A 25,781-nucleotide genomic window follows, 5' to 3' on the forward strand; every position below is an offset into this window, starting at 1 on the left:
CTTATTCATTATTAGTAGTAATCTTAACACTCCTCAACCTCAATCCCTAATGCATATGCATAGTTGTAAAAAGCAATATTTCTTTTTCTATAATAATCTCCCTCGGATAAATTCAACTCTTTCATGACCTCATATCTATTAACTCGATTCTTTAATAAATATTTTTGAATAATTATTCTATCACTTTCAATATCTAACTTTTCTAAACCTTTGTTCATCGCAATAATATAATTGATCCGCTCTTCTTTCGCATTTTCTTTGAATATATTTTCTTTCGAGAGTATCGTTTCGTTAAGATAATTACACTTCATAAATAATCTGTATTTCTTTATAGCTTTCAATACATTTTCTTTTGTAGCTTCTTTATTTAATACTGGTAATTCTATATTTAACATGTTAAGCCCCTTTCTTATCATTTATCCTTAATCATAATTTGAATTTCATATCTCTAAATCATTACAATGATTTGCTACTAAGGCTTATATCCTTCATGTATTATTTCATACATTGTATTACTAACATTTATTTTCTTATCCTTATGATTTTTGATTAATTTTATTAACTCATCACTATTTAATTCGTATAATTGTTTATCCTTATATTTGTAAATTCCATTTTCAATAAGTTGATTAATTAAAAATAACTTCATCTTGCTACACCACCATATCTTCAACGAAAAATTGAATCTCTATATCTTTTGAATTATAATAACAAATTGCGCCCCCATTAATCGGAACACATCCTACTACAATTTGAGATTCACTTCCACTTTTTACAATAGCCACTTTATACAATTTATTATCTCTTTCAACTACATCACCAAGTCTAAACTCATTTATTTTACGCCCTTTGATAGCGAATAATTTTGCCTGTTCAAATAATAATTTTTCACTTTTTTCAGCTTTCCTAATTTTTAATTTCTTACTCTTTTCAAAATGACCATAATTATTAGAGAACTCCTCTCCATTAATCCAAAACCAACTACCATGCTTTATTTCTTTTTCATTTTCTTTACAATATTCAGCGATGAATTTTTCACTTTTTTCATTTTCAATATACAATAGTTCTCCTTTTCGAATTGTTTCTCTACAATCTATAAATTCATTCTCAAAAAAGAAATTAATTTGTTGATAGCTTTCTTTTTTACCTAAATAATCAGCAATCACTCTTTCACCTTCTATTTTCCAACACATCGGTGTCTCTTGTACTGTTGTAATCCAATTTGTTTTCATTCGTTTAATTGCTTCAAATCCTTTATATGTTCTCATTTTTAAGATGCCTCCATTTAATTATTTAAAACATATTAAATAAACTTAAAAACTACTTTCAATGTACATACGTGTAATTTCTGATTAAATACTCTTTCCATTCCTCATATTCTTTCTTAACTTCCGAACCAATTCATACAGTACAAATTTCTTGAATAATATGTTTTTATCTACATATATATTCTTTTCTTAAAAAGGTAATTTTCTCTTACGCTTATCCCTTGTTTTTTTAAATTCTATGTGTCGATATGTATTAAACATACGAGATGTAACTCTTTCATCGTACGCTTTTATAATTGCCTCACCTGTTAAATTCGTTGTAACAATTGTTTTTTTCCCTTGTCGTCCATCAAAGAGTTTAAATAACACACGATTTACAAATGCTGTTGCTTTTAAATCATTAATATCCATATCCCCTAGCTCTGCTCCTAGATCATCAATGACTAATAAATCCATAGAAATTAGCATATTTGTTATACTATGCTCTGTTTCACAAGATTGCGTATTAAATGTCGAACGTATGTAATCAAAGAGTTCTGAACTTGTAACATACATAACTTTATCCGAACTTTGTTCATTCATTTCATGCGCTATAGAGTATGCAATATGACTTTTTCCGGCTCCAACTTTCCCCACAAGAATCAAATTAAATCGAATATCATTTAAATAGTCTGTAAGAGCCTTTTTAGCTAAAATTAAATTCTTTTCATCCTCTTCACACTCTGATATAAATGTCGAAAATCTAGCTAATTTAATAGTTTCATCTTTAATAAGACTCTGATCGTAAAATATACTTTTACGTTTTCTTTCCTCTTTCTCATAACGAAAAACATTCATTTCTTTTTCTAACCTTCTATTTTCTTCTTCTAAACGACATACTGGACAAATCGTTTCACCCTGAATCTCCATCAATCTTACAATTCGCTTCCTCTCCTGATTACATATCACACATGTTTCAGAAAGGAAGTTCATTTTCTTCGAAAGACTTTGTACTATATCTGTTACCTTTGTTAAAGCCATTTGATTTCACCATCTTTCTCTGCTGCAAATATCCCTCAAATTTAGTTCCAAATAAGGTTTCTGGTCTTAAATATTTTGCCTGTTCTGTATAAAGCCATTCTTTCGCCTTCGTCTCAATAACTTCTTTGAATTCATTTATATTAAATCCCTCTTGTAGTCTAGATTTAATTAACATTTGTGTCTTTTTAGTTGAAATACGATAACTTGTATTACATACACTGTTGAGATAATTAATTATCTCTACTATATCTTTTTGAGTGGTATTCTCTGAGTTAATCTTTTGTGTAGTCTCTGGTATTGGTTGAGACATATTATCATTTTCCATCATGACAATATGTTCTTTTCGTTGAGACAATTTGTCACAATCGTTATCTATTTCTAATTCAACTAGTCTGTCATAATTTATTGAATACCATTTTGTTTTATCAAACTTTAATTTGTTATAGTTACCACTTATCAATAAATTAAACTCTTCTAGATTTTTAACAATACGTTTCAACGTTCTTTCATTCCAAAACGGGAATTGTTTATGCCAATTTGTAATGCTATTATAGACCCAATAACGATCATCATAATAATGTTTCGAGCGCTTAAGCCAATAATGTATTTGTTGAAGAAAAATTGCCTCGTTCAATCCAATCTTACTTGCTAATCGAGGTAATACTAATAATGGCTCATCCTGTATTAGCAAACTGCTCATTTTATCTTCCTCCAGATTTTTTCTTAAAATCAATATATTAAGCTTCTTAAATATTAGGGGTTTTATTATCCAAAACCTTTAAATTTCCCAACCTATTAATACTTTTATAGCTTGATTAGCTTGCTTCCTTGTAAGATCACTCAGTGATTGAATTTTAAGTTTTACTTTTAATTTATTTTTGATTTCCTCTTTTGAAATTACTCCATCATATTTCAATGCTATTATATGCATTTTGGCATAAATCATTTTTAACTGTTTATGCGAAAGCTTTTCCGATTCAAAACAACTAGGATTTCTAAATTCTTCATTCTCATTAGTACTCTTGCTGACATATCCTTGTTTTTTTGTCACTCTAAAAACCATGATTAATCCTCCTTACAATAGGATTTCCTATAAGATTTGTTTTTTAAGACGATAGTCTTTCTTTTCTTACACCACATTCTCTGTTAGCCAATTCAATAAAAATGCTTTCGTTTCTTTAGCCGGAAAATACCATGTCCCGCCCACTTTAAATTTTTGAACACGCTGATCAAAAAAGAATTCTTTTTAAATAGTACTCCACGACATGCACGTTCTTTTTAAAAATTCCCTTGTATCCCAAAATACAAATTCTGCATCCACTTCTTTAAGCTTTTCTTCTAATTTTTCTAAATATAATCTTCTGATTGCTCTTTCATCTACTTGAATATTTAGCATTCTATATTTCATCTCAATTTTTATATACCAAATACACTTTAGCGTTTCATTTTTTGAATCTCTTTCCTTATTTTCCAAGTAAAAAACTATATATGAAGTACCTTTAATAGTAGAATTATTAGATATTTGGTTTAAAATACCCCAATAAACATCCTATAATCCAGATATAAATACGTGCATTTTTGTCACAAATTATTTAAAAAAAGATCAGGGAATAATTCTTCTATAGATTTCTCTAAATAGCACGATAGCATATGTGCCTCTTTCAGAGTGAATTCACTTTTATTATGTTCTTTTGCCCAATATGTACGTGGAGAAACATTAAGAAAATCAGCAACTTCTTCAATAGTTTTTCTCTTTAATTTTCTTTCTAAAAATATCATCTTGTGCATTTTTGTCACCTCTTTTCAAATTCAAATATAGTACTACGTGACAAAACAGTCAAGAATTTTTTTACCAAATCACGAAGAAAGTTGCATTTTTGTCACACCAATTATATAATCAATCAAGACGGAGGTGACAAAAAGTCATGAAATCATTCGGTTTAAAATTATCTCAATTGATGAAGAAAAATAATATGACAGACGAGCAATTAGCTGAATTATTATCTGTTAGTAGAACTACTGTTTTGCGGTGGAGAAATGGTGAAAGAAGCCCTAAAATGTCAAAAATATCTCAAATTGCTAAGATATTAAATGTCTCTGCAACCTACTTTATTGATGAAAATGAATCCTATTGTCCTGAAGATCACGCAATTACCAAACGGAATATTCCCATTTATGGTACAATCGCAGCTGGTAAACCAATTGAGGCTATAGAAAATGTAATTGGGGATATACAGGTACCTGATATCATTTTAGATAAATATGGATTTGAAAAACTATTAGCACTTCGTATAAACGGAGACAGTATGAATAGAATTGTACATGATGGACATATAGCTGTACTTGAGAGGACAACAAATATAAATAATGGCGACATTGCCGCTGTACTCATCAACGGATATGACGCCACTTTAAAAAGAATTTACAAAACCAATAATAGAATTATCCTAGAACCAGATTCTTTTAATCCTAGTATACATCCATTAATGTTTGATTGTACAGATATAGAAAATTGTCCAGAAATAAAAGTAGTTGGAAAATACATTTGGAGTTGTGCACCAATTCAATAATATTTCATCAATGAATTAAGTTATTTTTTAATAAATTTTAAAGTAAAGGGGATTTCTCCCCTTCTTTTTTATAGCAGGAATTTATCTTGTCTAGTTTCAGGAAATTTTGATTTTTCTTGTGTGTTTTGTGGGTGAATTACTCTTCTTTCAAATAAAAGTGTTTTACCTACAACATAAAAAAACTCAGCACGTTTTGTGTCAAGGGTTTGAAACACTTATTATAGGGACATATACTGTCCGCTTTCGCCTCTTAAACGTTCAATCATACTTGGTACTTCTTCAAAATCTATACTTGAATGCTTTTTCTTGCTCAATACAAAATACCTCTCTTACAAATTATAACAAATTGAATCTTGGTAAAACAAAAAGAGATGTCTTAGTAGTATACCTAGGACATCCCCTTCATTTTATAATATCAAGATTCTATACATCTCTAATAAATAAATATTTATTCTACCTAAAACATCGTATTGTCATTAGCTGCTTCACTTGGAATCTCTTGAATTACATTCCAGTGTTCGACAATCTTTCCATCCTTGTTACGAAATATATCGACTATAGCAACTCCCTTATCTTGAGAATTAGTACGAGAATATACATGAAGAGCAACTGTATCCCCTTCAGCTACTACACGTTTAATCTCTGCAGAGGAATTAGGGTTTTTAACAAAATTCTCCTTAAAGAAATTCATAAAGGCTTTTCGTCCATCAGCAACAAAAGGATTATGTTGCTTATACTCTTCACCTACATATTTTTAGTAAAAAAACTCATAGTTGAATTTAATATATCTAATTCCTTTTATTATCAGAATAAGCCTTTACAACAACTATTTATTATTTTTCATTTTATTAATTCTATAATTTCTTTAATACACTTACCATTATCCATTGTTATATCTAATTTCTATTTAAAACTCTTCTTTGTAAGTTTATACCTATATATCGTGTTAAATTGTGTGTGGCAAGATAAAACAAGCTGTTAAATTTAATTATTGTTAGGTAGTTTCTACGGTATGATATTATCACACAATTAGTTATACATAAAAAAAGGTTTTCTGCCATATAACAGGAAACCTTTTACATGTTATTAACCTACAAACCTAAAATTTCAACAATCTGACGGGCCTTAGCATTATCTATATAATAATGCATCTCTAACCCTCTTCTTTCTGAGCGGAGTACGGTTCCCCTCAATTTTGATAAATGTTGTGAAACAGTGGATTGTGGAAGTCTCAATATCTCCGTTAACTGTGTAACATTGCATATTTTATGTTGCATTAATTCATTTACAATTTGTAATCGAACAGGATGTGCCATTACTTTTAATACATCTACATCGTCTTCATGGATTTCAGCTAGATTTCTTTCAGTTATTAATGTTGTCATTTCACATTCTCCTTTATTATTAATTTCTATTTTCCTTTTATCCTTATAATTAATACTTATAGCTGATTACCATTTGTCCTGTTGAGAAAATATATTCTCTTTTTAAAACAAAAAGGACACCAATTCATAAAAACATTTTTTACTGCTTTAATGAATTGATGCCCTCTAATTTTTTGACCAGAATATATCTTGTTTTAATGGATATTTTCAATTCCTTTTTCTCACATCTAATAAAAAATTTGTATTTTCTTTAAAATCCATATTAAGAATATCTTCAGATCCTGAAAGCATAAGTTTGCGGCAAACTTATGCTTCCTATCACATTCCACACCAATCAGGATAATTAACACTATCAATGTAGTACTAACTATCTTAATTGAATATTAGTAATAGTAAGTCTAAATATTATCAATTCACTTTATATTACATGTATGTAAAAATAATGACATGATAAGCTTTTTCAAATTTTTCTCCTTGTAAAGATTTGAAAATAGCATTTCATTACTCTCCTTACTGTTAATATGCCTAGAAAAAGAACCCTATAGGGTTCTTTTTCTGTTCATTCCCTAAAGTCCCATATTAATAAAAAAAGAAGAGGGATATATCCTCTCTTCACCAATAAAATCGAACATCTTTACACTTAAGGAAGGGCATACATTCATCAAGAGATGAAATGAACAATAATAGTTCACCTAGTGAATTATAACATAAACCCAATTCCATTAATAGATAATATTAACATTTATGGAATAATTGTTACAAAATTGTTAAGTATCTTAATATTAAAAGGCTTTATATGTATGTAAATTGAAAATGGATAGTGTAAGGATAAAATATAAGGGGGATATATCATGTTTAACAAAAAACAAACATTCGTAACAACGGTAACAGCTTTAACACTAGGATGTGGAATTACATTCGGATTAACACCGGCCTTTGCAGATTCTAACAAAATTTCCGCCAACAATATTCCTGTTCATTCTATTCAGAACCAAGAACAAGAACCTTTTACTGGATATGTCATTTCAGTAGAGAACAATTATTTAGTAGTTGCAGCTACGCCTACAAAAGATGAAGCTCTTGCTTATCAACATGATTGGTGGGATCTAGTTTCTCAAAATAAGATTTTAAGAGTTCCTGTTTCAGATGATGAAAACTACACATTAGGTGAGAAATTAAATGTATATGCAGCTGCATGGACTAAATCCCTACCACCAATAGCTGTTATGCCTACAATTGAAAAAGTATTTCAGTAGGTAATATTTCCAATAATTTAGCTATCCCATATAAAAAGGAGTCAAATAGCGACTCCTTTTTATATTCTTTTTTTTCCTTTCCCTAGATTCCTTACCTTCTCATACCCCTAATATTTAATAACATGCCTCTTTCTCACTAGCTAATACAATTTTCATCTTAGGAATTATTCATCGTATTATTTATTTGAATCCTTATTATAGTTTTAAAAAATATCCATTATAAAAAACGTATCCCTACCTACATTCACTTATACAAAATTAAGAAATAAATAATTTAAAAAGAAAAATACTACAACAAAGAATGTCCATTTGTTTCTTTTTGTTGGTTTCCAGCATGTTGTATATAAAAAAATAAAGCACTACCTGTCATTATAATTAAAAAGATTTGATAATAATCAACCATCTATAATACCCCCTCCATACAAAAATAAGAAGTCTCTTTTTAAGAGACTTCTTATTTCTAATACAAACGACATACATAGGATAAATATACACAATATTATCAGGATGGTGTGCTTTGTAGCTCTTTTAGCATAACATACAATATCTCATTTTTGTTTAATAATTCCAAATCATAAAACTTTATCAACATTAAAATATTTCATTTAAAGCAAACGAACAAAAATAAACTCAACGAAATATTCACTTAAAAAACCAACGTATGTAAAAAACAGCTACAATTCCATTCATAGTTTTAAAAATTTGTCCTCCTCTTCTTCTAAGAATATTCTAAATCCCAGATAGATTATCTTATAGCGCCACCTTATGTATGCAGAATTACATATCAAACTATATTGAAAATCATTCTCGCTGTAACTATAATGGTTTCAAGAAGTGGTATTTTCACTTCCTTTTCAAATCTCAAAATATATTAAAGGAGGAACTAGCATTATGAAAAAAGTTATTTTAGCAGGGGCACTAGGGATTGCAGTACTATCAGGTATGAATTTACCAGGAGTAGAGGCACCAAAAGCGAGTGCGGCAACTACGAATTTAGAAATTCAAGAAGTTACAAAATATTACTCTATGAATTCCTATGAAGTTTCTCAAAAAGAATCATTTAATCTTAGTAAAGGGGAAGAACTTACAGTCTTTGTACAAAATTCCGGGTTCCCAATTTCTTATACAGTCTTTGATGCAGATAATCAAGTACTTGGCACATACAATGCTAATTCACCATATGGTCGCGTATTCAAAGCACAAAAAGACGGTAATATTTCTGTTCAATTTCAAGCAGGAGTAAATTCTTCTTACATGAAGAAAATGAATTTCACAGCTAAATTTGCGGTATCTAAACTTAACCAACAATAAAAAATGTAACGATCCTCTTTAAAAGCAAATTAAAAAGGTATATCCCTTCAATGGGATATACCTTTAACTTTAGTGAATTTTATATTGACCAGATAACTGCTCTTGCGCCATACGAACTAAACGTTTCGTAATCTCTCCACCTACTGAACCATTTGCTCGTGATGTTGAATCTGGTCCAAGTGTAACGCCAAACTCCTGAGCAATTTCATACTTCATTTGCTCAATTGCACTTGCTGCCGCTGCTATTAAGATTTCGTTTGAATTATTATTTTCGCGAATTTGCATTTTTTAAACACCTCCGTTGAATTTGGTAATATCATGCTCTATTTCCAACAAAATATGCAAAAAAATTATTCGTTTAGCTATTTTTCATATATACCTAAGCTTTCATCTCTAATGTGGGAATAAATAAAGGTATAGGTCATACTCTATACCTACACCTTCTCCTATCCTACTTACTTTTGAATTCCCCTATTAACCCCTGTAACTCTTGCGAGAGCCAATTTAAAGAATTTGCTAACTCTGCAATATCTTGTACATATAGTTCTTGCTCTTTCATACTTGTCTCCACATTACTACTGCTATTCACATATGTATTTGCAATGTGTGATAATTCATTTACAAACTGAACAATTGTTTGATTATCTTTTAAAATGTCACTTGAATTATTCGAATTCGCTTTAATTTGATTTGTAACAGATTGTGCAGATTCTGAAATCTTTTCAAAGAAAGCACCACTACTTTGAACAAGTGTTATTCCTGATTCAACTTCCTTTGAACTCTTCTGTATGGATTTTACAGCTCTCTCTGCTTCAGCCTGGGTTTCACCAATTAATTTAGCTATATCCCTTGCAGATGCCTCGGTTCTTTCCGCTAATATACGTACCTCGTCCGCGACACCTGAAAATTCTTCTCCCATCTCTCCAGCACATGAGGATTCAGTAGAAGCATTTAAAGCTAATGAATTTGTTTGATTTGAAATGGTTGTAATTACAGTAAGAATTTCATGAATTTCCTTAGATCGTACTTCTAATGCATAAATACTAGAAGATACATCCTGAACTGTATCTTTGATTCTTTTCATTTGATTCACGATTTGCTTAATCAAATCTTTTCCCTCTACAGAATGCTGGTCCATGTCTTCCAAAGCATTGCCAACTTGTTTTGCAGCTCCTTTAATTTCTTTCATCTTACTTTCCATTTCTTGAACAATCCCTAAACATTTTTGCACTACATATTCATGAGAATGTGCTCCTAAATTTAATCCTGTAATAGCACTTGCAATTTCTTTAAAGGCTATGCTATTCTCTTTTGTACTTACCGACAATTCCTGTGAAGATGTCGACACCTGTTCAGCAGTCTGCCTTACTTTATCTATAATACTATTAAACTTTTTAATAGTATTATTAAAATAGATATTAGTTATTCCTATATCATCAGATCTTTCATTCAATTTAATACTTAAATCCCCTTCACCAACTTTACGTAACCCTTCTTGTAAATCCTTTAAAGGCGATAGAGAGTTTCGTGAGATAAATATTTGGATTGTAATTGCGATTGTTAATGAAATTATAATAAATAGTAAACCTTGTATCATAAATTGTTTCTTTGTAAGAGGAATAATAGAAGCATCCAAATCCGCTGCAACAATTGCAATTATATTTTTATTTTCATCTGTAACTGGCTCTAAAATTGTTACCCAGAACCCTAATTCATCTTCATACACTTCTGTCATTTGTGCCTGTTTTGTTTGTATTACTTTATCATATGTTTTCATCCAATAAGTAGGCTGCTCATAATATTCACCTGGTTTTACAGAAACAGTATTTGCTAATTTTGTATCCAAAGCTACTATTTGTAATTCAGCTTTATTATTTAGCTTGGCTCCTGTAACATATGTTTGCCCAACACTTTTCATATCTTTTATAGCTTTATCTAATTGCTCTGTCAATTTTTCTTTCTTCTCTCTTTGTGCTGTGGGGTCTTTTGCTACATCTTTTACTATTTCTAGATCTAATTGATTTAATACTGCATCACCTGTTTCAAAAGACTGCCTCTCAAATATAGACATGATACTACTTTGAAACATATTAAAACTTAACGCTCCTATACTTCCAACAAGGGTCAGAATTACTAATACCGTTAGTAATACATTTTTTTGAAGCAACGATAGCTTATGCCAATATTTTTTCATTGATTTCTCCTTTCTTATTTTCAACAATACAAAAACAAAGTAGTAACATATTAAGAGGTTCTCTTTCTGTTATTAATTTAAACTTTAAAATAGCATACTAATCATTCAACCAAACGTTCCAATTTTTTTCATTTACAATTGCATCTTTTATATGTCCAGCTGCTCCTGGAAATCTATTAAAAGGAAGACGTAATACTTCTACCACCTCATCTTTTCTATTTGTACTGATTTCTTCTAAATCGATGATATTAAAGGATTTTCCTATAATAATTGCTATAATGTTTAATAGACGACTAAGAATATTTAAAATTCCATATTTATCTCCTAAAGATTTTCAAATTAGATTTGTTGCAGTACCTTCAGCGAGGATTTTTTATAATATCGTTAGTTTTAAATAAAGATAAGAATTTTTAAGAGCCCCATCTTTAGTTATTTTTATCTTGCAGAACAATAAAATCTGAAAGTTTAATTCAATCTCCTATTTTATAACTTTTTTCCTTATTTTTCTATAACATTATAATATTTACCTGTACAATCTGAACGCGGACTCTTTTGGCCTTTACCCTTCAATTGTCTTAAATTCATATGAGGTAGCGCAGAAAGTAAATTTTTAATAAAAAACTTTTGTATTAAAAAATGCAAAAATACATACTCCTCCAAAACTATATGCACTTAAATATTCATATAGTAAAATAAACAGTACAAGCGTGTCCTATACAGCATATTTCCTTAACGGGCTTGATACTATATTCATCATAAAATTGGTGTGACCTTAATATCTCACTTAACTCTTTAATATTTTAATATTAACAATATAGTGTTAATATATCCCTACTTTATCGCTACACCTACATATAAGCCAAGAATTCAATTACAGAACGGTTTTCATCAATAGTAGACAAAAACATGTCAAACAAAAAGAGACTCAATTATTTATTACTTTTCGTATAGATGTAATAAAAGATTATAGGAGAAATATATATGCTCAAAAAAATAAATAAATTTATGTTTGCTTTGCCTACAATTTCTTTTATTTTTCTTATTTTATTAGGATCATTTTTATTTGTAATACCATTAGATCTATTCTTACCTGAAATACAAAAAAACCCAATAACAGAAGCACCTCTTATTCTTCAAGTTTTATTAGGGGTATTAGCGGCACCTATATATGAAACAGTAGTTTTTCAAGTATTTTTATTTTGGCTATTAAGTTGGATTCCTTACATTAAAAATCGCGATTACCTTATCATTTTAATAGCTTCAATTATATTTGGATTAAATCATCAATATGGAATCACTTATATAGTTGGTACAACGATAATTGGTCTTTTATATAACTATGCTTATTGGGTATATAAAAAAAAGAATGAAAAATATCAGGTTACCATGTCTGCTTTTGGGGTTGTTTTTTTGATTCACTTATTACATAATTCTGTTGCTTTTATAGCTTCAAATTTATCATTTTAGCCAAGAAGACTCCTTCCTCAAGGAGCGTAAAGGGTCAAAAAGCCAATTAAAATAAATGCATTTGCTTGTCCCATGGGATGTATTTTAGAGTATGCGACAACGGATCATAAAGGATATCATCAATATAAATCCAACCCAGAAGACTACGCTGTTTGTCCGCTACGTGAGGTATGTTTTTCAAAGTACGCTGTTCAACTATAGAGCGAAGCTTTGCGGACGCCAAAGAACTACATGGCTATCGATATGCTCGATTTCGGGGGCTGAAGTCTGTCCAAATGTAGGCTTATCTCACCGCAACTTATCAAAACATGAAAAAAATAGCCCTCCATCTGACCAAAAAAGGTCTGGTGGAGGGCTATTTTTTTGAAACTCTATTATTTTATGTTGTTTTTATTCACTAAAATCAAAAACAAACTCATCTTATGACCGCGTTTCTTCTTACGAAATTAAGTAATTGTTTCAATAGCTGGTTTTTTAGTCATAGAATTACTTTCTCTCTCAGCTTTATTATTCTGTTCTTTCGCCTAAAATTCCAATATCCCCATTACTTCCTTCGTAAATAGTTTGAAATCAGTTAAATGTTTTTCAATAATTTGACGAACAATATCTAAATTTACACTTTGATAATCATGAACAGCAATATTACGAAATCCAACCATCGCCTTTAACTTATTTGCTAGATCAGCGCTAAGTAATCCTGCTGTAACCAATAAGTCAAAGGCCTCTCGACTAGATTGGGGTAATCCTAATTTTTTCCCTGCAACAATATGCATTGCTAAATCAATACTCGCTTCACAAGCTCTTTGTATATTCAATATTATTGAATCTTGTTTTGTAAAGTCCTCTAAATTTTCAGGGTCATTTCCATACACATCTTGGATTCTTTTTATACAACGCTCTATTGTAGAAATTTTATTTAAAATAACCTCATTCTTCATATATAGAACCTCTTTTCTTTATATCATCAAATACTACCTGTCGTTCTTCATTCAATTTTGAATACATTTTTAAGGTTTTCATTTCAAAAATAACCTTACGTTTTTCATCCGAACAAAATATTGTCTTACCTGTATGTATAATCTGAGCTTGAAAAACTGTAGAAGCTTCGGATAAATCAACTAAATCAACATCTCTATGAACAATGTTAGCTAACTCCTGTGCTAATAAAAAACGTTCATAGTTCCCTAATGTTGTGTCACTTACATAAGCTATATCAATATCACTGTCTTCTCGTTCTCTGTTCTCAGCCGTTGATCCAAACACAATTATCCAATAGGGATTCACCGTCTCTTGTAATTTTTCTATAATAGCTGTTATCATGCTTTGAAAAATCATTTAATTAATCCCCCTTATTGTACTTGAATTTTATTATATCATAACCAATCATAAATCCTTTAAACGACTATAAATACGTAAACAAAATTAAGCTTTTTTAGTACTTAACTCCTCACAAAATCAGAAGCTTATTTCTGACCTAAAATTATTATAGTTCAGGGGTAGATATATTGTAGCTTTGGATCTTAAATAATTGTTAATAATCCAACACTTGCCTGTTAAATACCTTTTATATTTTCTTCCTGCAAAAGCAAAAGACTGACAATAACTGTCAGCCTCTTACTTTAACAACTCTAAAGAACTTTAGCCTATTTCACAATATACATTCTAATAGTTTGAGGATATATTGCTCTAACAAAGCATTATATATTAATCCACCTTTACTTTTTCTTTTACCTTTGTAGGGAGTTCATCTTTTTTAACTTCTTCCCAAGATTTCACACCTTTTTTCTCAGAGTAATATATACGTAAAAACGCTTCTTTACGAAGATTTTTTAACGCTGTAAACTCCATTTCTTTCTCATTACCATCCTTATCAAATCCAGGTAATTTATATTCGTAAGTCGTATCCCCATTTACATTTTTCTCTTTTAATTTTTCACCATCCTTGGTAATTTGCACATAATATGTATCTGTACCAAGACGATTTAAATTACACCCGGATAACACCACAGTAAACATCACAAAAACGCTACACATAAGCACTATTCGTTTCATATTATTCACCTCATATCTTTTCTCACAAAAATTATATCCTAATCTATTGGCTGCCAAAATTCATTTCCATTACGCTAACATTACGTTTTTGTAAGGTAGTAAAAACAGCTTAAAATAAAAAGGATATAAATTCATATTTCTATTGAATTCATATCCTTTATTCTTATTGAGTAAACTATTTTGCCCCATGCTTAATAGGAGGTATTTCTATTATTCTGGGAAAATAAAGCTAGAGTCCTCTTCATTAACAGTATCTTCTTTCGGGAATGTAATAGTAGATCCTTCATTTCCCTTATTTCCTTTATTTATTTCTTGTTCCTCAGGAAATACAATGGAAGAATCATTACTTAAGTTTGGTGAAAAACCAAGTTTAGACAAAATGGCTTTTAAGTCAGGTAAAACACCAATTTTATCAGAAGTTGGATCATTAGATTTCGTTCCGGTGCTAGAATCACTTAAAATATCCCTAAGCTGTCTTGGTGTATATACTCTCCCCTGATTATTTTTTGCAATTCCTTGAATTGATGCTGCAGCACCAGCAATAATAGGTGATGCACTAGATGTTCCAGCAAAACTAGATGTATATAGATTTGTTATAAATTCACTTGGTTTAGCATCTGTAGTATCTACTGCATTCCCCCATCCATACACATCCACTCTACTACCGTAATTAGAGAAATATGAACGTTTATGAGGAACCCTTGCAGAAGCTGCCCCAACCATAATTGCCCCTGAATCTTTAAAATCAGGACTATTACGATTTAAAACTTGTTTACCATTACGGTCTCTAAATTGATCCAAGTCATTTCCACCATTTGCACCTGCTTCAATAATAATAATTCCCTTATTTGTTCCCATACGAATTGCATCAAATATGTCTGGTTTTACTTCCACTGGAAAATAGTTCTTATCTCCATATCCATCGTAAGTTGCTTGTGCCTCTAGTAAAAGAATATCTCCAGCTTGCATATTGTTAACCGCACTTAAAATAGCATCAGCTGTATTATAAGTTCCGCTATCCCTAATCTGGGATACAACCTTTACCTTAGCCTTTGGTGCAATCCCAATTCCACCTATGTTATTATCCTCTGCAGAAACAATTCCCAATACTGAGGTACCATGATCATGGTGTTCACTCTTATTCTGTCCGGACATCAATTCAATCTTTTGATTCACTAAATCTTCATGACTTAGTAACCAACCATACTCCATATCTACGAAAGTAGTTCCTTTTCCATCCCCACCATTTATACTCCAAGCATAAGGTGCATTAATTCCTAATGGTGCTGGTTCAAGGTAACCTTGTCTTGTAAGTCTAGGCTCATCATATGGATTAACAGATAAATTTGGTAAACGCTCTTGAGGTAGCGTTTCTTCTTCCTGTAAATACGCCGTTTCAATAAGAGATGATTTCTCAAACTTTACAAGTAAGGCTTGTACATCAATATCACCTTGGTTTTCTACAATATAATAGTTTAGCAAATTGGAAGAAATATGTTCGGAGTCGTTTATTTCTCTACCTAAATTTTTAATTTCTTTAGGATTTAAAGAACTAAAAAGTCGATTTATAGTTACATTTGGGTATTCGTTTAAAATTCCAATTAATTCAGGATCTTGTTTTTCTTCTTTAATGAATTTTTCTATTCCATCCTGATATGGCAAATTTGCCTCATTTCTAAATTTCAAAATTAATTGTTTCGTAACTTGCTTATGTACAGTAGAATTCAATTGCTTATTTGAATAATTGTAACTAGCTGCATAGGCAACTTCTGATTTATCACTTGGAAGTAGTCCACCCACCCCATTAAATGCTGTTAATGCAATTGAAGAAACTATAATTCCCTTAAAAATTTTCAAAATGTGCACCTCTTTTAATTTATATATGATTATAAAATGCTTTATATGGCCTTAATTCTTTATTTATATAAGCTTCTTATATTTCCAACTCCGTTCATTTTTTAATATTTGCTTAACCATCATTAATACAACTACTTCATACCATCAAACCTATTAATTTAGCTACATAACTGTAACCATTATAGTTACACCTATAACGAATAGTCAATCTAATTTTTTATGCAATTTCGCATTTTAAAGAAAGAATGTCTAATTACATCCAATTAGTCTTAAATATTTTAATAGAAGTTAGGCTTCTATCATTATAGGTAATTGCATATATGTAATATAAAGCATGTAAAGGAGGTCAAAACGTGGTAATCTCAAGGCAAGATTCCTGGACTAACGATAACGATTCACTTCTCGCATCAACAGTACTCCAGAATATTCGTAACGGAGGAACACAGTTAGCTGCATTCAAAGAAGTAGCAAAACTACTAAATAGGACACCTGCAGCTTGTGGATTTCGTTGGAATTCATACGTGAGAAAACAATACCAAGAGGAAATACAACAAGCAAAACAAAATCGAAAAGGGGGAAACAATATTTCTCCCTCTCAACCAAAAAAAGAAACAAACTCTTTATCTATGACATTAGATGATATTATTCTCTTTCTACAAAATTATAAAAAAACAAATGAATTTACAAACTTACAAAACCAAATAAAAAACTTAGAAGCAGAAAACCAGTCCCTTCTACAAAGTGTAACTATGTACGAAGAAGAGTATCGTATGTTACTTAATCATATTGATAAGACAAGAAATTTAATTGTAGCCAATTAAATTTAGAATTAGATTAACTTTTATTATTTCTAAAACTTAGTATTAGTTAAAAATAAAATTTGATTTATAGGCAAGTCTAAAGAGCATTTTTTGAAAATAAGATCGATAAAAACCCCTATTAACTTAAAAATTAATAGGGGTTTTTATCGTTTTCAGACAGAAAACTACTTCCTCAAAAGTGTGAAGGTGTGAAACACCAATTTTAGGTGGGAGATGAATGTCGGTTGGCATAAGCAACATGTTTGTTATCATTTACTTGTACAGATTGCTCTTCGAAAACTGAAGATATGAGCTTGGTTGCAGAAAAACGTTGCAACCGTAAAATCTTCAATGTTCTATCGCCCCATGCTTGCCGAAGTTGCGAAAACCAAGCTAAAGTAGGGAGTGTGGTGCATCAACGTACAAGATACTTATGTTCTCACCGTAGGGACTACGGGTAGAGCCCGCTAAGATAACCGGTGGATACACCGGTGTTCGCAGGAATCTCCCACTTCAAAAAGTCCGTAAGGACGTTAAGTGGTGAGTAGTTCAACAAGTATTTCTATCAAGAATCAGACTCTGTTATAAATTATCCCAAAGTATTTTAAAACAATAATTAATTTACCTTATGATTTACTAACTCTTATTAAGAGTTAGTAAATCCTATAAAATTCCCGCTTTAAATTCATTTAATCCGCATAATAGGTATATACAGTATTTTATTTCTGTTTTTTCATCTCTTCCATTTCTTGCTGCCATGTAGCACCAAACCCACCTGATGGCGTATTCCAACGGTCTTCTTGTCGTTTAATGCGTTCCATGTCTGCATCACTTGGCTTAAATTCTTCTATTTCCTCACGTTGCTGTTCCTTATTATGATGTTGTTCAACTTCGTTATTATTAGGTTTATGATTCGTAGTAAATTCTCCGGGCTTTTTATTTGCCTTTACACCTGCTGTACTAGATGCGGGCTTATCATTTGCTTCAACATTCTTACCTTCGTTCCTTTGAGACTTGTGATTGTTTGACTTACTCTCACTAGATTGCAAGCCTACGTTTCTCTCTTCATCCCAACGATTATTTTTTACATCCCATCCAACAGGAATAACTGAATACATTTCCTTATCTTGACCAACATATTCCGCACCAAATAAATTACCATCCTTAAATTGAACTTGTATCACCGCTTCTGGCGCCTCATAAGTATATTCAATTAATTCAGTATCAAATTTCTTAGTTTTAATTGCACTTGTCGCATTACGGTGTAACGCCTTAGCTACTTCTTCATATGGCATACCATGTTCAAGTGCTTCAAAGTAATCCACAGGCATCGTAGAACTACTTTCATCTGATGGAAGCTGATACTGCACAATATCAACTTTATCTTCACTATTTTTCGTATCAAGCGCTTTGTTTTCATTATCCTTTGGCACATTATCATCCAACTTTTCCGTGTCCTTTAATTCATCACGCTTTGTTTCGTCTACCTTCTTATTGGCTTGCGGGTCCTTCTTCACTTCCTGCTCACTCTTAGGCGTTTCTTTCTTGGTAGAGGCGTTCTCCTGACCACACCCCACTAATAAACTTGACAACAATAATCCTGCTACTAGATACTTTTTCATGTTCATTCTCCCTGTTTGCGCTATATTTATACAATAACATTAGCGTATTTACCTTATATTACCTTATTCCCTTTCGTAATATTATAACAATATATTAAAATATACAACGATTTAATTCTCTATTATGCTATCTATTACGAGATATCTTACGAGTTTAATTCTGTCAAACACGCTACGGCTTTCTAGCACTTCTTTTGCACACTTTCTTCTTTCCCCGAGATGCACCTCTAATGAAAACAAATGAACAAAATTTCGTTAACCTGGTATGTATAGGTACTTATATAAATCAATAATTGATACGTTCAATGTATCGATCAGTCTGGCATTCCAATTAACCTCAATATTCACCCTAACATGCGTTTCTCATTGTAAATAAAAAGAACGGCGATTCCTCCATGTAAGAGAATCCGCCATCACAAGTAACTAATTATTTCATATCTATTCTTTCTTTTACTTTCGTTGGGAGCTCGTCTCTCTTCACTTCCTCCCAAACTTTCCTAAGTAATATCACGCAGGGGTGCTTCTTTACGAAGATTCAAGTTGTACCGCTTGTATCATTTCACTGTTTACAAAATACAGTTAGGAACGAAATGCTTCCACTTGAACAACCATTTTGTTCCATAACTGTTACAGTCCTTTGTAGAGTAGCAGTATCGGTATGTTCAAGTTTAATATTTTTTTGTACCAGAACCCACAACTATATTTGGTTCAACCGTTCCTATCACTACCATATCTTTATCAGTGATTATCTTCACCGTTTGATTTTAAATTATAATTTTTTCATAATATATGTAGAAGAAATATAACCTACTAGTTTTTGATCTGCAGTTTTAACTGGATACCATACAAACTGATTGCTACTATCTACAGATTCATCATATGCTGCGTTTCCTTGAATAATCAAGTTCGTATTTTTACTTAATGGTTTCCCACTTGAAGCGGAAGTAGGTTTAGATCTTAAATTTACTCCATCTCTTGTTACAAGTACTTGATCACCTGTTTTTAGGTGATAGATAGAAGAATGTAGATTAGTTAGTATGTACTCCTTCTTTTTAAATATAATGTTTGTGCTCGTGTTAGGATCATATTCGAAATCAGCTGTACTGAAAGGAAACTGCCCCAATTTTGTATCATTTAAAAAACTGTATTGTTCTAGAATAGAAAACACTTTTTCCTGGTAAGCATTTAAATTTTTTTGACCGGTAGCTTTATACAAAGGACTGTTTACAGGTTTTGTTCCATTATAAGCCATAACAGAGAAGTACCAGTTTTCAATTATTTCTGGTCCAGCAACTTTTACCTTAGGTAGATCTGTTCGCTGATACATACTACGAAGAACTTTAACACCTGCTTCAATATTATAATTAATATCATATTTTAACTTTTGTTGATTGAACTGAGGTTGATTGGTAATTTGCATAATCCCAATTCCACCATCTTGTGCTATGATTGGCTGGCCGTTTCCATCAAATTGTTTCCATCCACTTTCTTGTGTAGCTACAGCTTTTACAACTTCAGGAGGAACATTTTCTTTTAATGCTGCGTTCGTTAGTAGGCAATTTATGTGCTGACGAGAGGGATTTTGGTTCGGCTTAATTTCACCATATGGCTCACATGTAGATGCAGCAGAGACATCTTCATAGGACCAACAGAATATCATGAAGCAAGCCAATATCCCTATTCTTAGTAATTGTACTTTCATTCTAGTATTCTCCAATCTATTTAATAATTTATAGTTATACACATTTTACCATAATATATTTCTAATATTCTTTATTTTGAGAATGCATAGGGCAATCACGAGAGTGGCAATGGGACACCATGGTCTTGCACGTCAGCCATAGCAGAAATGGACTTTGCCTTTGGTAACAAGAATCCTACTAACGTTAGTCAACTTGCCTCTTTAGAGATAGGAGCTTCAATTTAAATAATGCGTTCTGAGACACAACTCTTCTTCTAAAATAGCATAATAATATTTATCCCACCATTCATTCCCATGTGGTATACACTTCCTGAAATAGCCTTCTCTTCTCATTCCAATCTTCTCCATCACCCGATATGATGGAATATTTTGTGGCTGACATGTAGCTATTATCCTATGTAAATTCATTTCCTTAAAGCCATATTTTACTGTAGCTTGTGCTGCTTCAGAAGCATATCCTTTATTGAAATATTTAGGATTGAACACCCAACCAATCTCATATGTATGCTCACCAAAATATTTATGAAAAACTATATGACCAATCAGAATACCTTTATCAATTAATACTACAGGAAAGTTCTTAGCGTTTTCACCAATGTTTTCATTCACAAAGTTTCTTGCACCTTCTTCAGTAAAAACCCCTTCAGGTATGTATTTCATAACATTAATATCTGATGTATACTCATGAACAGCTTGCCAATCTTTGAACTCAAATCTTCGTATTAATAACCTTTCTGTTTCTATAAACATTACTTTTCCCCCTCAAAGAATTGCAACTATATTTTAAATCCACATTTAACCCTTAAAACAAAAAGAACTTGTAGGACTCTCTACAAGTTCTTTTTAGTTTAAGGTGAATATACGGGCCAAACAAACTATCTTACAGATTGACTGTAGAAACTTTAGGGGTAATGCTTTGACAAATATATTATATAACAAATATTAACATCCACGGGATTTATTTTTGAAAATTATGTGGATTAAGAAAGAAAATGGTTTTTTAGCTATTATTGTTAATAACTGACGGTATCCTTATATTTCAAGAAAAAATATAGGTAGCCCGTTAAAGAACCCTGCAGAACAGGTTTATTAACATGTAAAGTGACAACCTATTTTTCAAAACTACAGAAATTCAACATTTTCGTTATACCGTATGTATAGTAAAAGGCATCGACACCATTCATGTCCCGTACAAAAAAGCGAAGTCTTTAACTAAACTTCGCTTTTCAATGTATTATGAATTACAGGAATTATTGCTAAATGCCAAAAGTGTATTTCTCCAAATATAAATCTTTTTTATTTCAGCTAACTTTGCAAAAGAATTTGATCAAATATAATTAATTATTGATTAACCGCTTTAGCTACAAGTACTGCGTATGCTTCTGCACCTATATTGGTTAAATGCACACCATCAGGTGCAAAGTAGTCTTTCTTTCCAGCACTTGCTGCATACCAATCAACTAGAGTTACATTAGGATATTTAGGTACTGTTACTTTCAGTCTCTCGTTCACAATTGATTCCCACGGACGTGGCACTCTCGTATTAATAAATATTATTTTACGTTCGTTTCCAATTAATTTTATTAATGAAACAAGTTGCTCAGTAGTAAAGGCTCCATTTGTACCTAATCCGATAATGACATAGTTTCCTAAATTCCCTTCATTTTTTAACTGTTCAACTACCGGAATCGCTTTTGACAGCTGACGACCAATTTGCGCATCAATCCTAATATCAGGAAAAGTATTTTTTAAATATGGAGTAATATCAATCATAACGGAATCGCCTATCGCAGTAACTGTGAGTGGATTTTTAGGTTTTGCAGGATTTACTTCTTTTGATTCCCCTTGATTTAGTGGAGTTTCTTGATCTGCATTTTCCCAAACAGCAACTGGATGTGGCGCCGGTTTTGTTTGTACTGTTTCCACCTTATCTTGTTGAGAATTCTCCTTAGCCTTACTAGCATTTGATAACCCTAAAACTGCTATTGACGAAAAGAATAATGAACAAACTAAAGCTAACTTAACACCTAAAGTGACATTTTGAAGTCTTAAGTTCTTAAACTGAATGTTCCGAAGCGCACCTTGTCGGATTGGTTTTTCGATAAACTTCCATGAAATTTGCGCAATCAATATGATTAAAAGAAATTGAAAGATTGCTCTTATTATTGAAAAATCCCCTACACTTACTTTTGGAGTCGTTAATGTAAGAATTGGATAATGCCAGAGGTATATGCCATACGATCTTACCCCTACCCAACGTAAAGGCCTAAATCGCAAAAATTGAGCAATGCGACTAGCTGGATGAGCTAGATTTGCCACTAACAATGCTGTTGCAATTGATAAGAGAACCATTCCTCCCTTGTATAGAAATGGATCATATTGATTGGTCTTCCAAAACATAACCAAAATTATAATAAGAGCTATGCCCCCCACTACATCAAGAATGAAACGCGCCTTCGGGATAATTTTATTAGCAAGCCTATTGCTTGGCCAAACTAAGGCAAGTACCGCTCCGATAAGTAAAGAAAAGGCCCTCGTATCTGTACCATAATATATTCTACTCGGATCAACTCCAGGTTCATATAAATTTGCCATTGCTAAAGCTGAAGCAAACGCTCCTAGACAAATCAATAAAATCATACGGGATTGTTTTTTTATGTAGTAAAGTCCTAAACTAATAATAAACGGCCAGACAACATAGAATTGTTCCTCGACTGCTAACGACCAAAAATGATTTAATGGAGAAATCTGATTAAAATTATCAAAGTAAGATAATTTATGATAAATATACCACCAGTTACTAACATAAAATAATGCCGCTAATGAATCTCCGCGCATTTTTTCAAGTAAAGAGCTATGAAAAATCGTAATCCATGCCAATGTTATAACGAGCATAACAATCATTCCTGGAAGCAATCTTCTTGCTCTACTAAGCCAGAATTTTTTCAAATCAATTCTCTTATTTCTCTTCCACTCCATGGCTAGAATATCTGTAATTAAATAACCTGAAAGTACAAAAAATACTGTAACCCCTAAAAACCCTCCAGGTAACCAATTAAAATTAATATGATACAAAATAACACCTAGTATAGCTAGCCCTCTTAGACTGTCCAACCCAACCATATAACGACTATTTTTTTTAAAAGGTTTAGTCATTCTATATTCACCTCTATTTCTTGGTAACTAGGTTAATAATAACGGCATAAAATGCTATTAATTTCCTAAAATCATATAAGCTAAATAAACCATTACAAACATCATTTTGTAAGGCTTTTTTTTATTTACATGCACAGCAATAAATACTTTATCACGTTATCTGGCTCTGTTGTGAAAATTTTTATAGTAGATGTTTTTACTCTTCCTAAACAAGAGGAATTTGCCCAATCAAAAATTTATATACCGTGTGTCTTAAAGTAAAATTTTGATACGTTTTTACAGAGATGCCAAGGCCTGTGACATTTTGAATATAATCGATAATGCATATGTAAAAGATTTTGCATATAAAAACATAATAAAAAAAGGATATGCATAATTGCATATTCCTCTTAATTGTAAAGCGCTTTCATTTTTAGAAAAATCCTCTTTAATATTTTTAATCTCTTTGTTAGCTTGATAGCGAAATGGTATAGCAAACAAACCATAGTCTGGATATTTCCGTAAATATCAATTGGAAGAATGAAGGGATAGGGCTTCTAACCACAATAATTATGGCGATACCCTACTAATAAGTTAGAATTCGATTAAGCCCCATTACTTATTAATTTCCCTCGTCTATACGAGATAATAGTGGGAGTAGTTCAATAATGGGATAATCTTCATAAAGTAAAATGACGCGTAGACTTTGAGGATTTCTGGATGTAATAATCAGCTCGATAAATCGAGCTGATTATTTTTTAAGGATTTCATCATTCTTTTTGATTTTGGGGCCATGTTAAATTATATAAAAGTGCTAAAATTCAAAAGAACGTGTATAAAAAGTGACAAACAAAAGATATATTGTTAATAGCAATAATATTAATACACAAGTAAAATACAAGATGGAAATACGCTTTCTATTCTCTTTCCAATTACGTATACTGGAAATTATAAAACTTACTATCACCATGCAACAAATCCCTACCAAAAACACCAATACATACTCGTGAATAATAACACCACAAATTAAAAATATAACTGCTAATATTGCTAATAGTGAATGAACTACACGCAAAAATAACCTCTCCTTATCTCATTGGAAACATATTAATGTACTATTATTTTATTTAGCAAACAGATGGTTTCCAATTTGTGCAACGGTTTGACGTGTTGTAATCCATTTATCAGTCGAGGTTTTGGGATTGTAGAAATAAAGCCAATCAGAATTTGTTCCTTTTGAAGTGAGAGCCTCTTCTACTGCCATTCTTGCTTCCTGTGTAGCAGGCTGATTAATTCTACCGTCTGTAACAGGAGTAAATGCATAACCATTTTTAATGGGTTCATAAATTACACCTGTAATTGTATTTGGAAAACCATTTGCGTTAGCACGATTTAATACTACCTTTGCAACTGCAACCTTTCCTGCATGCGGTTCTCCTCCTGCTTCTGCATTTACTAATCGAGCCATTAAATCCACTTCTTGTAATGAAATACCAGTATCAATCTTTAAGTGCTGCCCGACAAAAATATGATTTTCATCTACGTTATTGTTTTGTTTTATTGACTGTATTGAAACCTTATATTGTTGTGATATAGAACTTAGTGTATCCCCGCTTTTCACTTGGTAAATTGCTTGATATGTATTAGTTGAAACTGTTGAATTATTTTTTTGAACATATTTGTTTGCAGTTGACGATACCGGAATTGTTAAACGTTCTCCAATATTAATTTGATCATTTGCTTTATTGTTTTCTTGTTTAAGTGATTGTACAGAAACCTCATATTGTTTACTTATTGCTTCTAGGGTATCATTCTTTTGAACCGTATAAACCGTTGAAGCCGCAGTCCCTACTGGATTTGTTACTACTGTAATCATTGCAGCAAATAATGGTAACCAGGTTTTCGCCTTACATAACTTCATTCAAAAAAGCCTCCTAAAAATTATTAAGTACTCTTAATATGTTTAAGTTAAAACAAATCAAGCTATCTATAGCGTAACAAAACATTGAATTCAAGTCATTGAATTTGTATTTCTATATAATAACTGAGTTGCTTACAATATTGAAATTGAATTATTATAGTTATGTTTCAAAAGAATTGAACAATCTAATTCTTAAACTAAATATGGTGAAAGTAGAGGCT

Annotated in this window: 24 protein-coding genes and 3 pseudogenes; 6 read left to right on the forward strand and 21 right to left on the reverse strand. The window is 31.4% G+C overall.

The window, feature by feature from the left end; translation table 11 throughout:
• Positions 1-23: 23 nt before the first annotated feature.
• The 8 genes and pseudogenes from ES895_RS22910 to ES895_RS22940 all read right to left on the reverse strand — a co-directional run bounded on the left by ES895_RS22910 (position 24) and on the right by ES895_RS22940 (position 4,076).
• Entirely contained in the window at positions 24-395 is a 372-nt protein-coding gene (locus ES895_RS22910; RefSeq protein WP_000931946.1) for an ArpU family phage packaging/lysis transcriptional regulator, read from the reverse strand.
• A gap of 77 nt (positions 396-472) precedes the next feature.
• The gene (locus tag ES895_RS22915) at positions 473-649 is read right to left on the reverse strand and encodes a Fur-regulated basic protein FbpA (protein ID WP_000765291.1); all 177 of its coding nucleotides are present in this window, start codon (positions 647-649) and stop codon (positions 473-475) included.
• A gap of 4 nt (positions 650-653) precedes the next feature.
• Positions 654-1,268, reverse strand: a complete 615-nt coding sequence (locus tag ES895_RS22920) for a hypothetical protein (protein ID WP_135238674.1) — start codon at positions 1,266-1,268, stop codon at positions 654-656.
• A gap of 189 nt (positions 1,269-1,457) precedes the next feature.
• Positions 1,458-2,288: an ATP-binding protein gene (locus tag ES895_RS22925; protein WP_098542616.1), complete on the reverse strand. Its 831-nt coding sequence runs from the start codon at positions 2,286-2,288 to the stop codon at positions 1,458-1,460.
• On the reverse strand, positions 2,224-2,988 hold the full coding sequence (locus ES895_RS22930) for a conserved phage C-terminal domain-containing protein (protein ID WP_017657781.1): 765 nt from the start codon (positions 2,986-2,988) through the stop codon (positions 2,224-2,226). The genes ES895_RS22925 and ES895_RS22930 overlap by 65 nt, the downstream gene beginning before the upstream one ends.
• A 78-nt stretch (positions 2,989-3,066) precedes the next feature.
• Positions 3,067-3,351, reverse strand: a complete 285-nt coding sequence (locus ES895_RS22935) for a hypothetical protein (RefSeq protein WP_000231991.1) — start codon at positions 3,349-3,351, stop codon at positions 3,067-3,069.
• A 66-nt stretch (positions 3,352-3,417) separates the two neighbouring features.
• A pseudogene (locus ES895_RS29875) lies at positions 3,418-3,684 on the reverse strand (group-specific protein).
• 185 nt (positions 3,685-3,869) lie between these two features.
• The gene (locus tag ES895_RS22940) at positions 3,870-4,076 is read right to left on the reverse strand and encodes a helix-turn-helix transcriptional regulator (RefSeq protein WP_000549412.1); all 207 of its coding nucleotides are present in this window, start codon (positions 4,074-4,076) and stop codon (positions 3,870-3,872) included.
• A 137-nt stretch (positions 4,077-4,213) separates the two neighbouring features.
• Here ES895_RS22940 and ES895_RS22945 point away from each other — a divergent pair, with 137 nt between their 5' ends.
• Positions 4,214-4,858, forward strand: a complete 645-nt coding sequence (locus tag ES895_RS22945) for a LexA family protein (RefSeq protein WP_000834513.1) — start codon at positions 4,214-4,216, stop codon at positions 4,856-4,858.
• A 457-nt stretch (positions 4,859-5,315) separates the two neighbouring features.
• Here the strand turns inward: ES895_RS22945 and ES895_RS22950 are convergent.
• Positions 5,316-5,612, reverse strand: a pseudogene (locus tag ES895_RS22950) (nuclear transport factor 2 family protein); the annotation flags it as partial.
• Between the two features lie 337 nt (positions 5,613-5,949).
• The gene (locus ES895_RS22955) at positions 5,950-6,243 is read right to left on the reverse strand and encodes an ArsR/SmtB family transcription factor (protein WP_000209274.1); all 294 of its coding nucleotides are present in this window, start codon (positions 6,241-6,243) and stop codon (positions 5,950-5,952) included.
• Between the two features lie 851 nt (positions 6,244-7,094).
• Here ES895_RS22955 and ES895_RS22960 point away from each other — a divergent pair.
• Positions 7,095-7,499 carry a DUF3221 domain-containing protein gene (locus ES895_RS22960; RefSeq protein ID WP_135238675.1) on the forward strand — a complete coding sequence of 135 codons (405 nt, stop codon included), beginning with the start codon at positions 7,095-7,097 and terminating at the stop codon, positions 7,497-7,499.
• A gap of 891 nt (positions 7,500-8,390) precedes the next feature.
• Positions 8,391-8,810, forward strand: a complete 420-nt coding sequence (locus tag ES895_RS22965) for a hypothetical protein (protein ID WP_000755790.1) — start codon at positions 8,391-8,393, stop codon at positions 8,808-8,810.
• Between the two features lie 69 nt (positions 8,811-8,879).
• Here the strand turns inward: ES895_RS22965 and ES895_RS22970 are convergent, their stop codons facing one another.
• Positions 8,880-9,095 (reverse strand): alpha/beta-type small acid-soluble spore protein, encoded by a 216-nt coding sequence (locus ES895_RS22970; RefSeq protein ID WP_001167049.1) that lies wholly within the window; start codon positions 9,093-9,095, stop codon positions 8,880-8,882.
• A gap of 166 nt (positions 9,096-9,261) precedes the next feature.
• Positions 9,262-11,004 carry a methyl-accepting chemotaxis protein gene (locus tag ES895_RS22975; RefSeq protein ID WP_000761115.1) on the reverse strand — a complete coding sequence of 581 codons (1,743 nt, stop codon included), beginning with the start codon at positions 11,002-11,004 and terminating at the stop codon, positions 9,262-9,264.
• A gap of 981 nt (positions 11,005-11,985) precedes the next feature.
• On the opposite strand from ES895_RS22975, the gene ES895_RS22980 reads away from it, so the two are divergent.
• Both ES895_RS22980 and ES895_RS22985 read left to right on the forward strand, forming a co-directional pair.
• Positions 11,986-12,471 (forward strand): CPBP family intramembrane glutamic endopeptidase, encoded by a 486-nt coding sequence (locus tag ES895_RS22980; protein ID WP_097814455.1) that lies wholly within the window; start codon positions 11,986-11,988, stop codon positions 12,469-12,471.
• A 48-nt stretch (positions 12,472-12,519) separates the two neighbouring features.
• A pseudogene (locus tag ES895_RS22985) lies at positions 12,520-12,872 on the forward strand (transposase); the annotation flags it as partial.
• Positions 12,873-12,995: 123 nt separating this feature from the next.
• On the opposite strand, the gene hepT reads toward ES895_RS22985, so the two are convergent.
• The 4 genes from hepT to ES895_RS23005 all read right to left on the reverse strand — a co-directional run bounded on the left by hepT (position 12,996) and on the right by ES895_RS23005 (position 16,380).
• On the reverse strand, positions 12,996-13,409 hold the full coding sequence (hepT, locus tag ES895_RS22990) for a type VII toxin-antitoxin system HepT family RNase toxin (RefSeq protein ID WP_000787540.1): 414 nt from the start codon (positions 13,407-13,409) through the stop codon (positions 12,996-12,998).
• The gene (mntA, locus tag ES895_RS22995; protein WP_000577226.1) at positions 13,399-13,806 is read right to left on the reverse strand and encodes a type VII toxin-antitoxin system MntA family adenylyltransferase antitoxin; all 408 of its coding nucleotides are present in this window, start codon (positions 13,804-13,806) and stop codon (positions 13,399-13,401) included. Before mntA ends, hepT begins: the two co-directional genes overlap by 11 nt.
• A gap of 369 nt (positions 13,807-14,175) precedes the next feature.
• Positions 14,176-14,523, reverse strand: coding sequence for a YxeA family protein (locus ES895_RS23000; RefSeq protein ID WP_000822915.1), 348 nt, complete (start codon positions 14,521-14,523; stop codon positions 14,176-14,178).
• Positions 14,524-14,733: 210 nt separating this feature from the next.
• Complete coding sequence (locus ES895_RS23005; protein ID WP_135238676.1) at positions 14,734-16,380, reverse strand: S8 family peptidase; 1,647 nt, start codon at positions 16,378-16,380, stop codon at positions 14,734-14,736.
• Between the two features lie 353 nt (positions 16,381-16,733).
• Between ES895_RS23005 and ES895_RS23010 the strand changes: the two genes are divergently transcribed.
• Complete coding sequence (locus tag ES895_RS23010) at positions 16,734-17,201, forward strand: RsfA family transcriptional regulator (RefSeq protein WP_048538550.1); 468 nt, start codon at positions 16,734-16,736, stop codon at positions 17,199-17,201.
• 698 nt (positions 17,202-17,899) lie between these two features.
• On the opposite strand, the gene ES895_RS23020 is transcribed toward ES895_RS23010, so the two are convergent.
• The 5 genes from ES895_RS23020 to ES895_RS23045 form a co-directional block, all read right to left on the reverse strand.
• A complete protein-coding gene (locus tag ES895_RS23020) occupies positions 17,900-18,802 on the reverse strand; it encodes a hypothetical protein (RefSeq protein ID WP_000760445.1) in 903 nt (300 codons plus the stop codon).
• A gap of 769 nt (positions 18,803-19,571) precedes the next feature.
• Positions 19,572-20,504: a transglycosylase SLT domain-containing protein gene (locus tag ES895_RS23025; RefSeq protein ID WP_002196107.1), complete on the reverse strand. Its 933-nt coding sequence runs from the start codon at positions 20,502-20,504 to the stop codon at positions 19,572-19,574.
• A 216-nt stretch (positions 20,505-20,720) separates the two neighbouring features.
• Positions 20,721-21,254, reverse strand: coding sequence for a GNAT family N-acetyltransferase (locus tag ES895_RS23030; RefSeq protein WP_000469487.1), 534 nt, complete (start codon positions 21,252-21,254; stop codon positions 20,721-20,723).
• A gap of 591 nt (positions 21,255-21,845) precedes the next feature.
• Positions 21,846-23,660 carry an acyltransferase family protein gene (locus ES895_RS23035; RefSeq protein ID WP_000165409.1) on the reverse strand — a complete coding sequence of 605 codons (1,815 nt, stop codon included), beginning with the start codon at positions 23,658-23,660 and terminating at the stop codon, positions 21,846-21,848.
• A gap of 1,102 nt (positions 23,661-24,762) precedes the next feature.
• A complete protein-coding gene (locus ES895_RS23045) occupies positions 24,763-25,560 on the reverse strand; it encodes a LysM peptidoglycan-binding domain-containing protein (RefSeq protein ID WP_135238677.1) in 798 nt (265 codons plus the stop codon).
• Between the last annotated feature and the right edge of the window lie 221 nt (positions 25,561-25,781).

Origin of the sequence: Bacillus sp. 007/AIA-02/001 (genome assembly GCF_004634455.1) — a bacterium.
In the GTDB taxonomy this organism is placed as follows: domain Bacteria; phylum Bacillota; class Bacilli; order Bacillales; family Bacillaceae_G; genus Bacillus_A; species Bacillus_A cereus.

Excerpts from the sequence above, each read along its gene's own strand:
- ES895_RS22910 (WP_000931946.1), bottom strand. The coding sequence starts at position 395 with ATGTTAAATATAGAATTACCAGTATTAAATAAAGAAGCTACAAAAGAA.
- ES895_RS22915 (WP_000765291.1), bottom strand. The coding sequence starts at position 649 with ATGAAGTTATTTTTAATTAATCAACTTATTGAAAATGGAATTTACAAA.
- ES895_RS22920 (WP_135238674.1), bottom strand. The coding sequence starts at position 1,268 with ATGAGAACATATAAAGGATTTGAAGCAATTAAACGAATGAAAACAAAT.
- ES895_RS22925 (WP_098542616.1), bottom strand. The coding sequence starts at position 2,288 with ATGGCTTTAACAAAGGTAACAGATATAGTACAAAGTCTTTCGAAGAAA.
- ES895_RS22930 (WP_017657781.1), bottom strand. The coding sequence starts at position 2,988 with ATGAGCAGTTTGCTAATACAGGATGAGCCATTATTAGTATTACCTCGA.
- ES895_RS22935 (WP_000231991.1), bottom strand. The coding sequence starts at position 3,351 with ATGGTTTTTAGAGTGACAAAAAAACAAGGATATGTCAGCAAGAGTACT.
- ES895_RS22940 (WP_000549412.1), bottom strand. The coding sequence starts at position 4,076 with ATGCACAAGATGATATTTTTAGAAAGAAAATTAAAGAGAAAAACTATT.
- ES895_RS22945 (WP_000834513.1), top strand. The coding sequence starts at position 4,214 with ATGAAATCATTCGGTTTAAAATTATCTCAATTGATGAAGAAAAATAAT.
- ES895_RS22955 (WP_000209274.1), bottom strand. The coding sequence starts at position 6,243 with ATGACAACATTAATAACTGAAAGAAATCTAGCTGAAATCCATGAAGAC.
- ES895_RS22960 (WP_135238675.1), top strand. The coding sequence starts at position 7,095 with ATGTTTAACAAAAAACAAACATTCGTAACAACGGTAACAGCTTTAACA.
- ES895_RS22965 (WP_000755790.1), top strand. The coding sequence starts at position 8,391 with ATGAAAAAAGTTATTTTAGCAGGGGCACTAGGGATTGCAGTACTATCA.
- ES895_RS22970 (WP_001167049.1), bottom strand. The coding sequence starts at position 9,095 with ATGCAAATTCGCGAAAATAATAATTCAAACGAAATCTTAATAGCAGCG.
- ES895_RS22975 (WP_000761115.1), bottom strand. The coding sequence starts at position 11,004 with ATGAAAAAATATTGGCATAAGCTATCGTTGCTTCAAAAAAATGTATTA.
- ES895_RS22980 (WP_097814455.1), top strand. The coding sequence starts at position 11,986 with ATGCTCAAAAAAATAAATAAATTTATGTTTGCTTTGCCTACAATTTCT.
- hepT (WP_000787540.1), bottom strand. The coding sequence starts at position 13,409 with ATGAAGAATGAGGTTATTTTAAATAAAATTTCTACAATAGAGCGTTGT.
- mntA (WP_000577226.1), bottom strand. The coding sequence starts at position 13,806 with ATGATTTTTCAAAGCATGATAACAGCTATTATAGAAAAATTACAAGAG.
- ES895_RS23000 (WP_000822915.1), bottom strand. The coding sequence starts at position 14,523 with ATGAAACGAATAGTGCTTATGTGTAGCGTTTTTGTGATGTTTACTGTG.
- ES895_RS23020 (WP_000760445.1), bottom strand. The coding sequence starts at position 18,802 with ATGAAAAAGTATCTAGTAGCAGGATTATTGTTGTCAAGTTTATTAGTG.
- ES895_RS23025 (WP_002196107.1), bottom strand. The coding sequence starts at position 20,504 with ATGAAAGTACAATTACTAAGAATAGGGATATTGGCTTGCTTCATGATA.
- ES895_RS23030 (WP_000469487.1), bottom strand. The coding sequence starts at position 21,254 with ATGTTTATAGAAACAGAAAGGTTATTAATACGAAGATTTGAGTTCAAA.
- ES895_RS23035 (WP_000165409.1), bottom strand. The coding sequence starts at position 23,660 with ATGACTAAACCTTTTAAAAAAAATAGTCGTTATATGGTTGGGTTGGAC.
- ES895_RS23045 (WP_135238677.1), bottom strand. The coding sequence starts at position 25,560 with ATGAAGTTATGTAAGGCGAAAACCTGGTTACCATTATTTGCTGCAATG.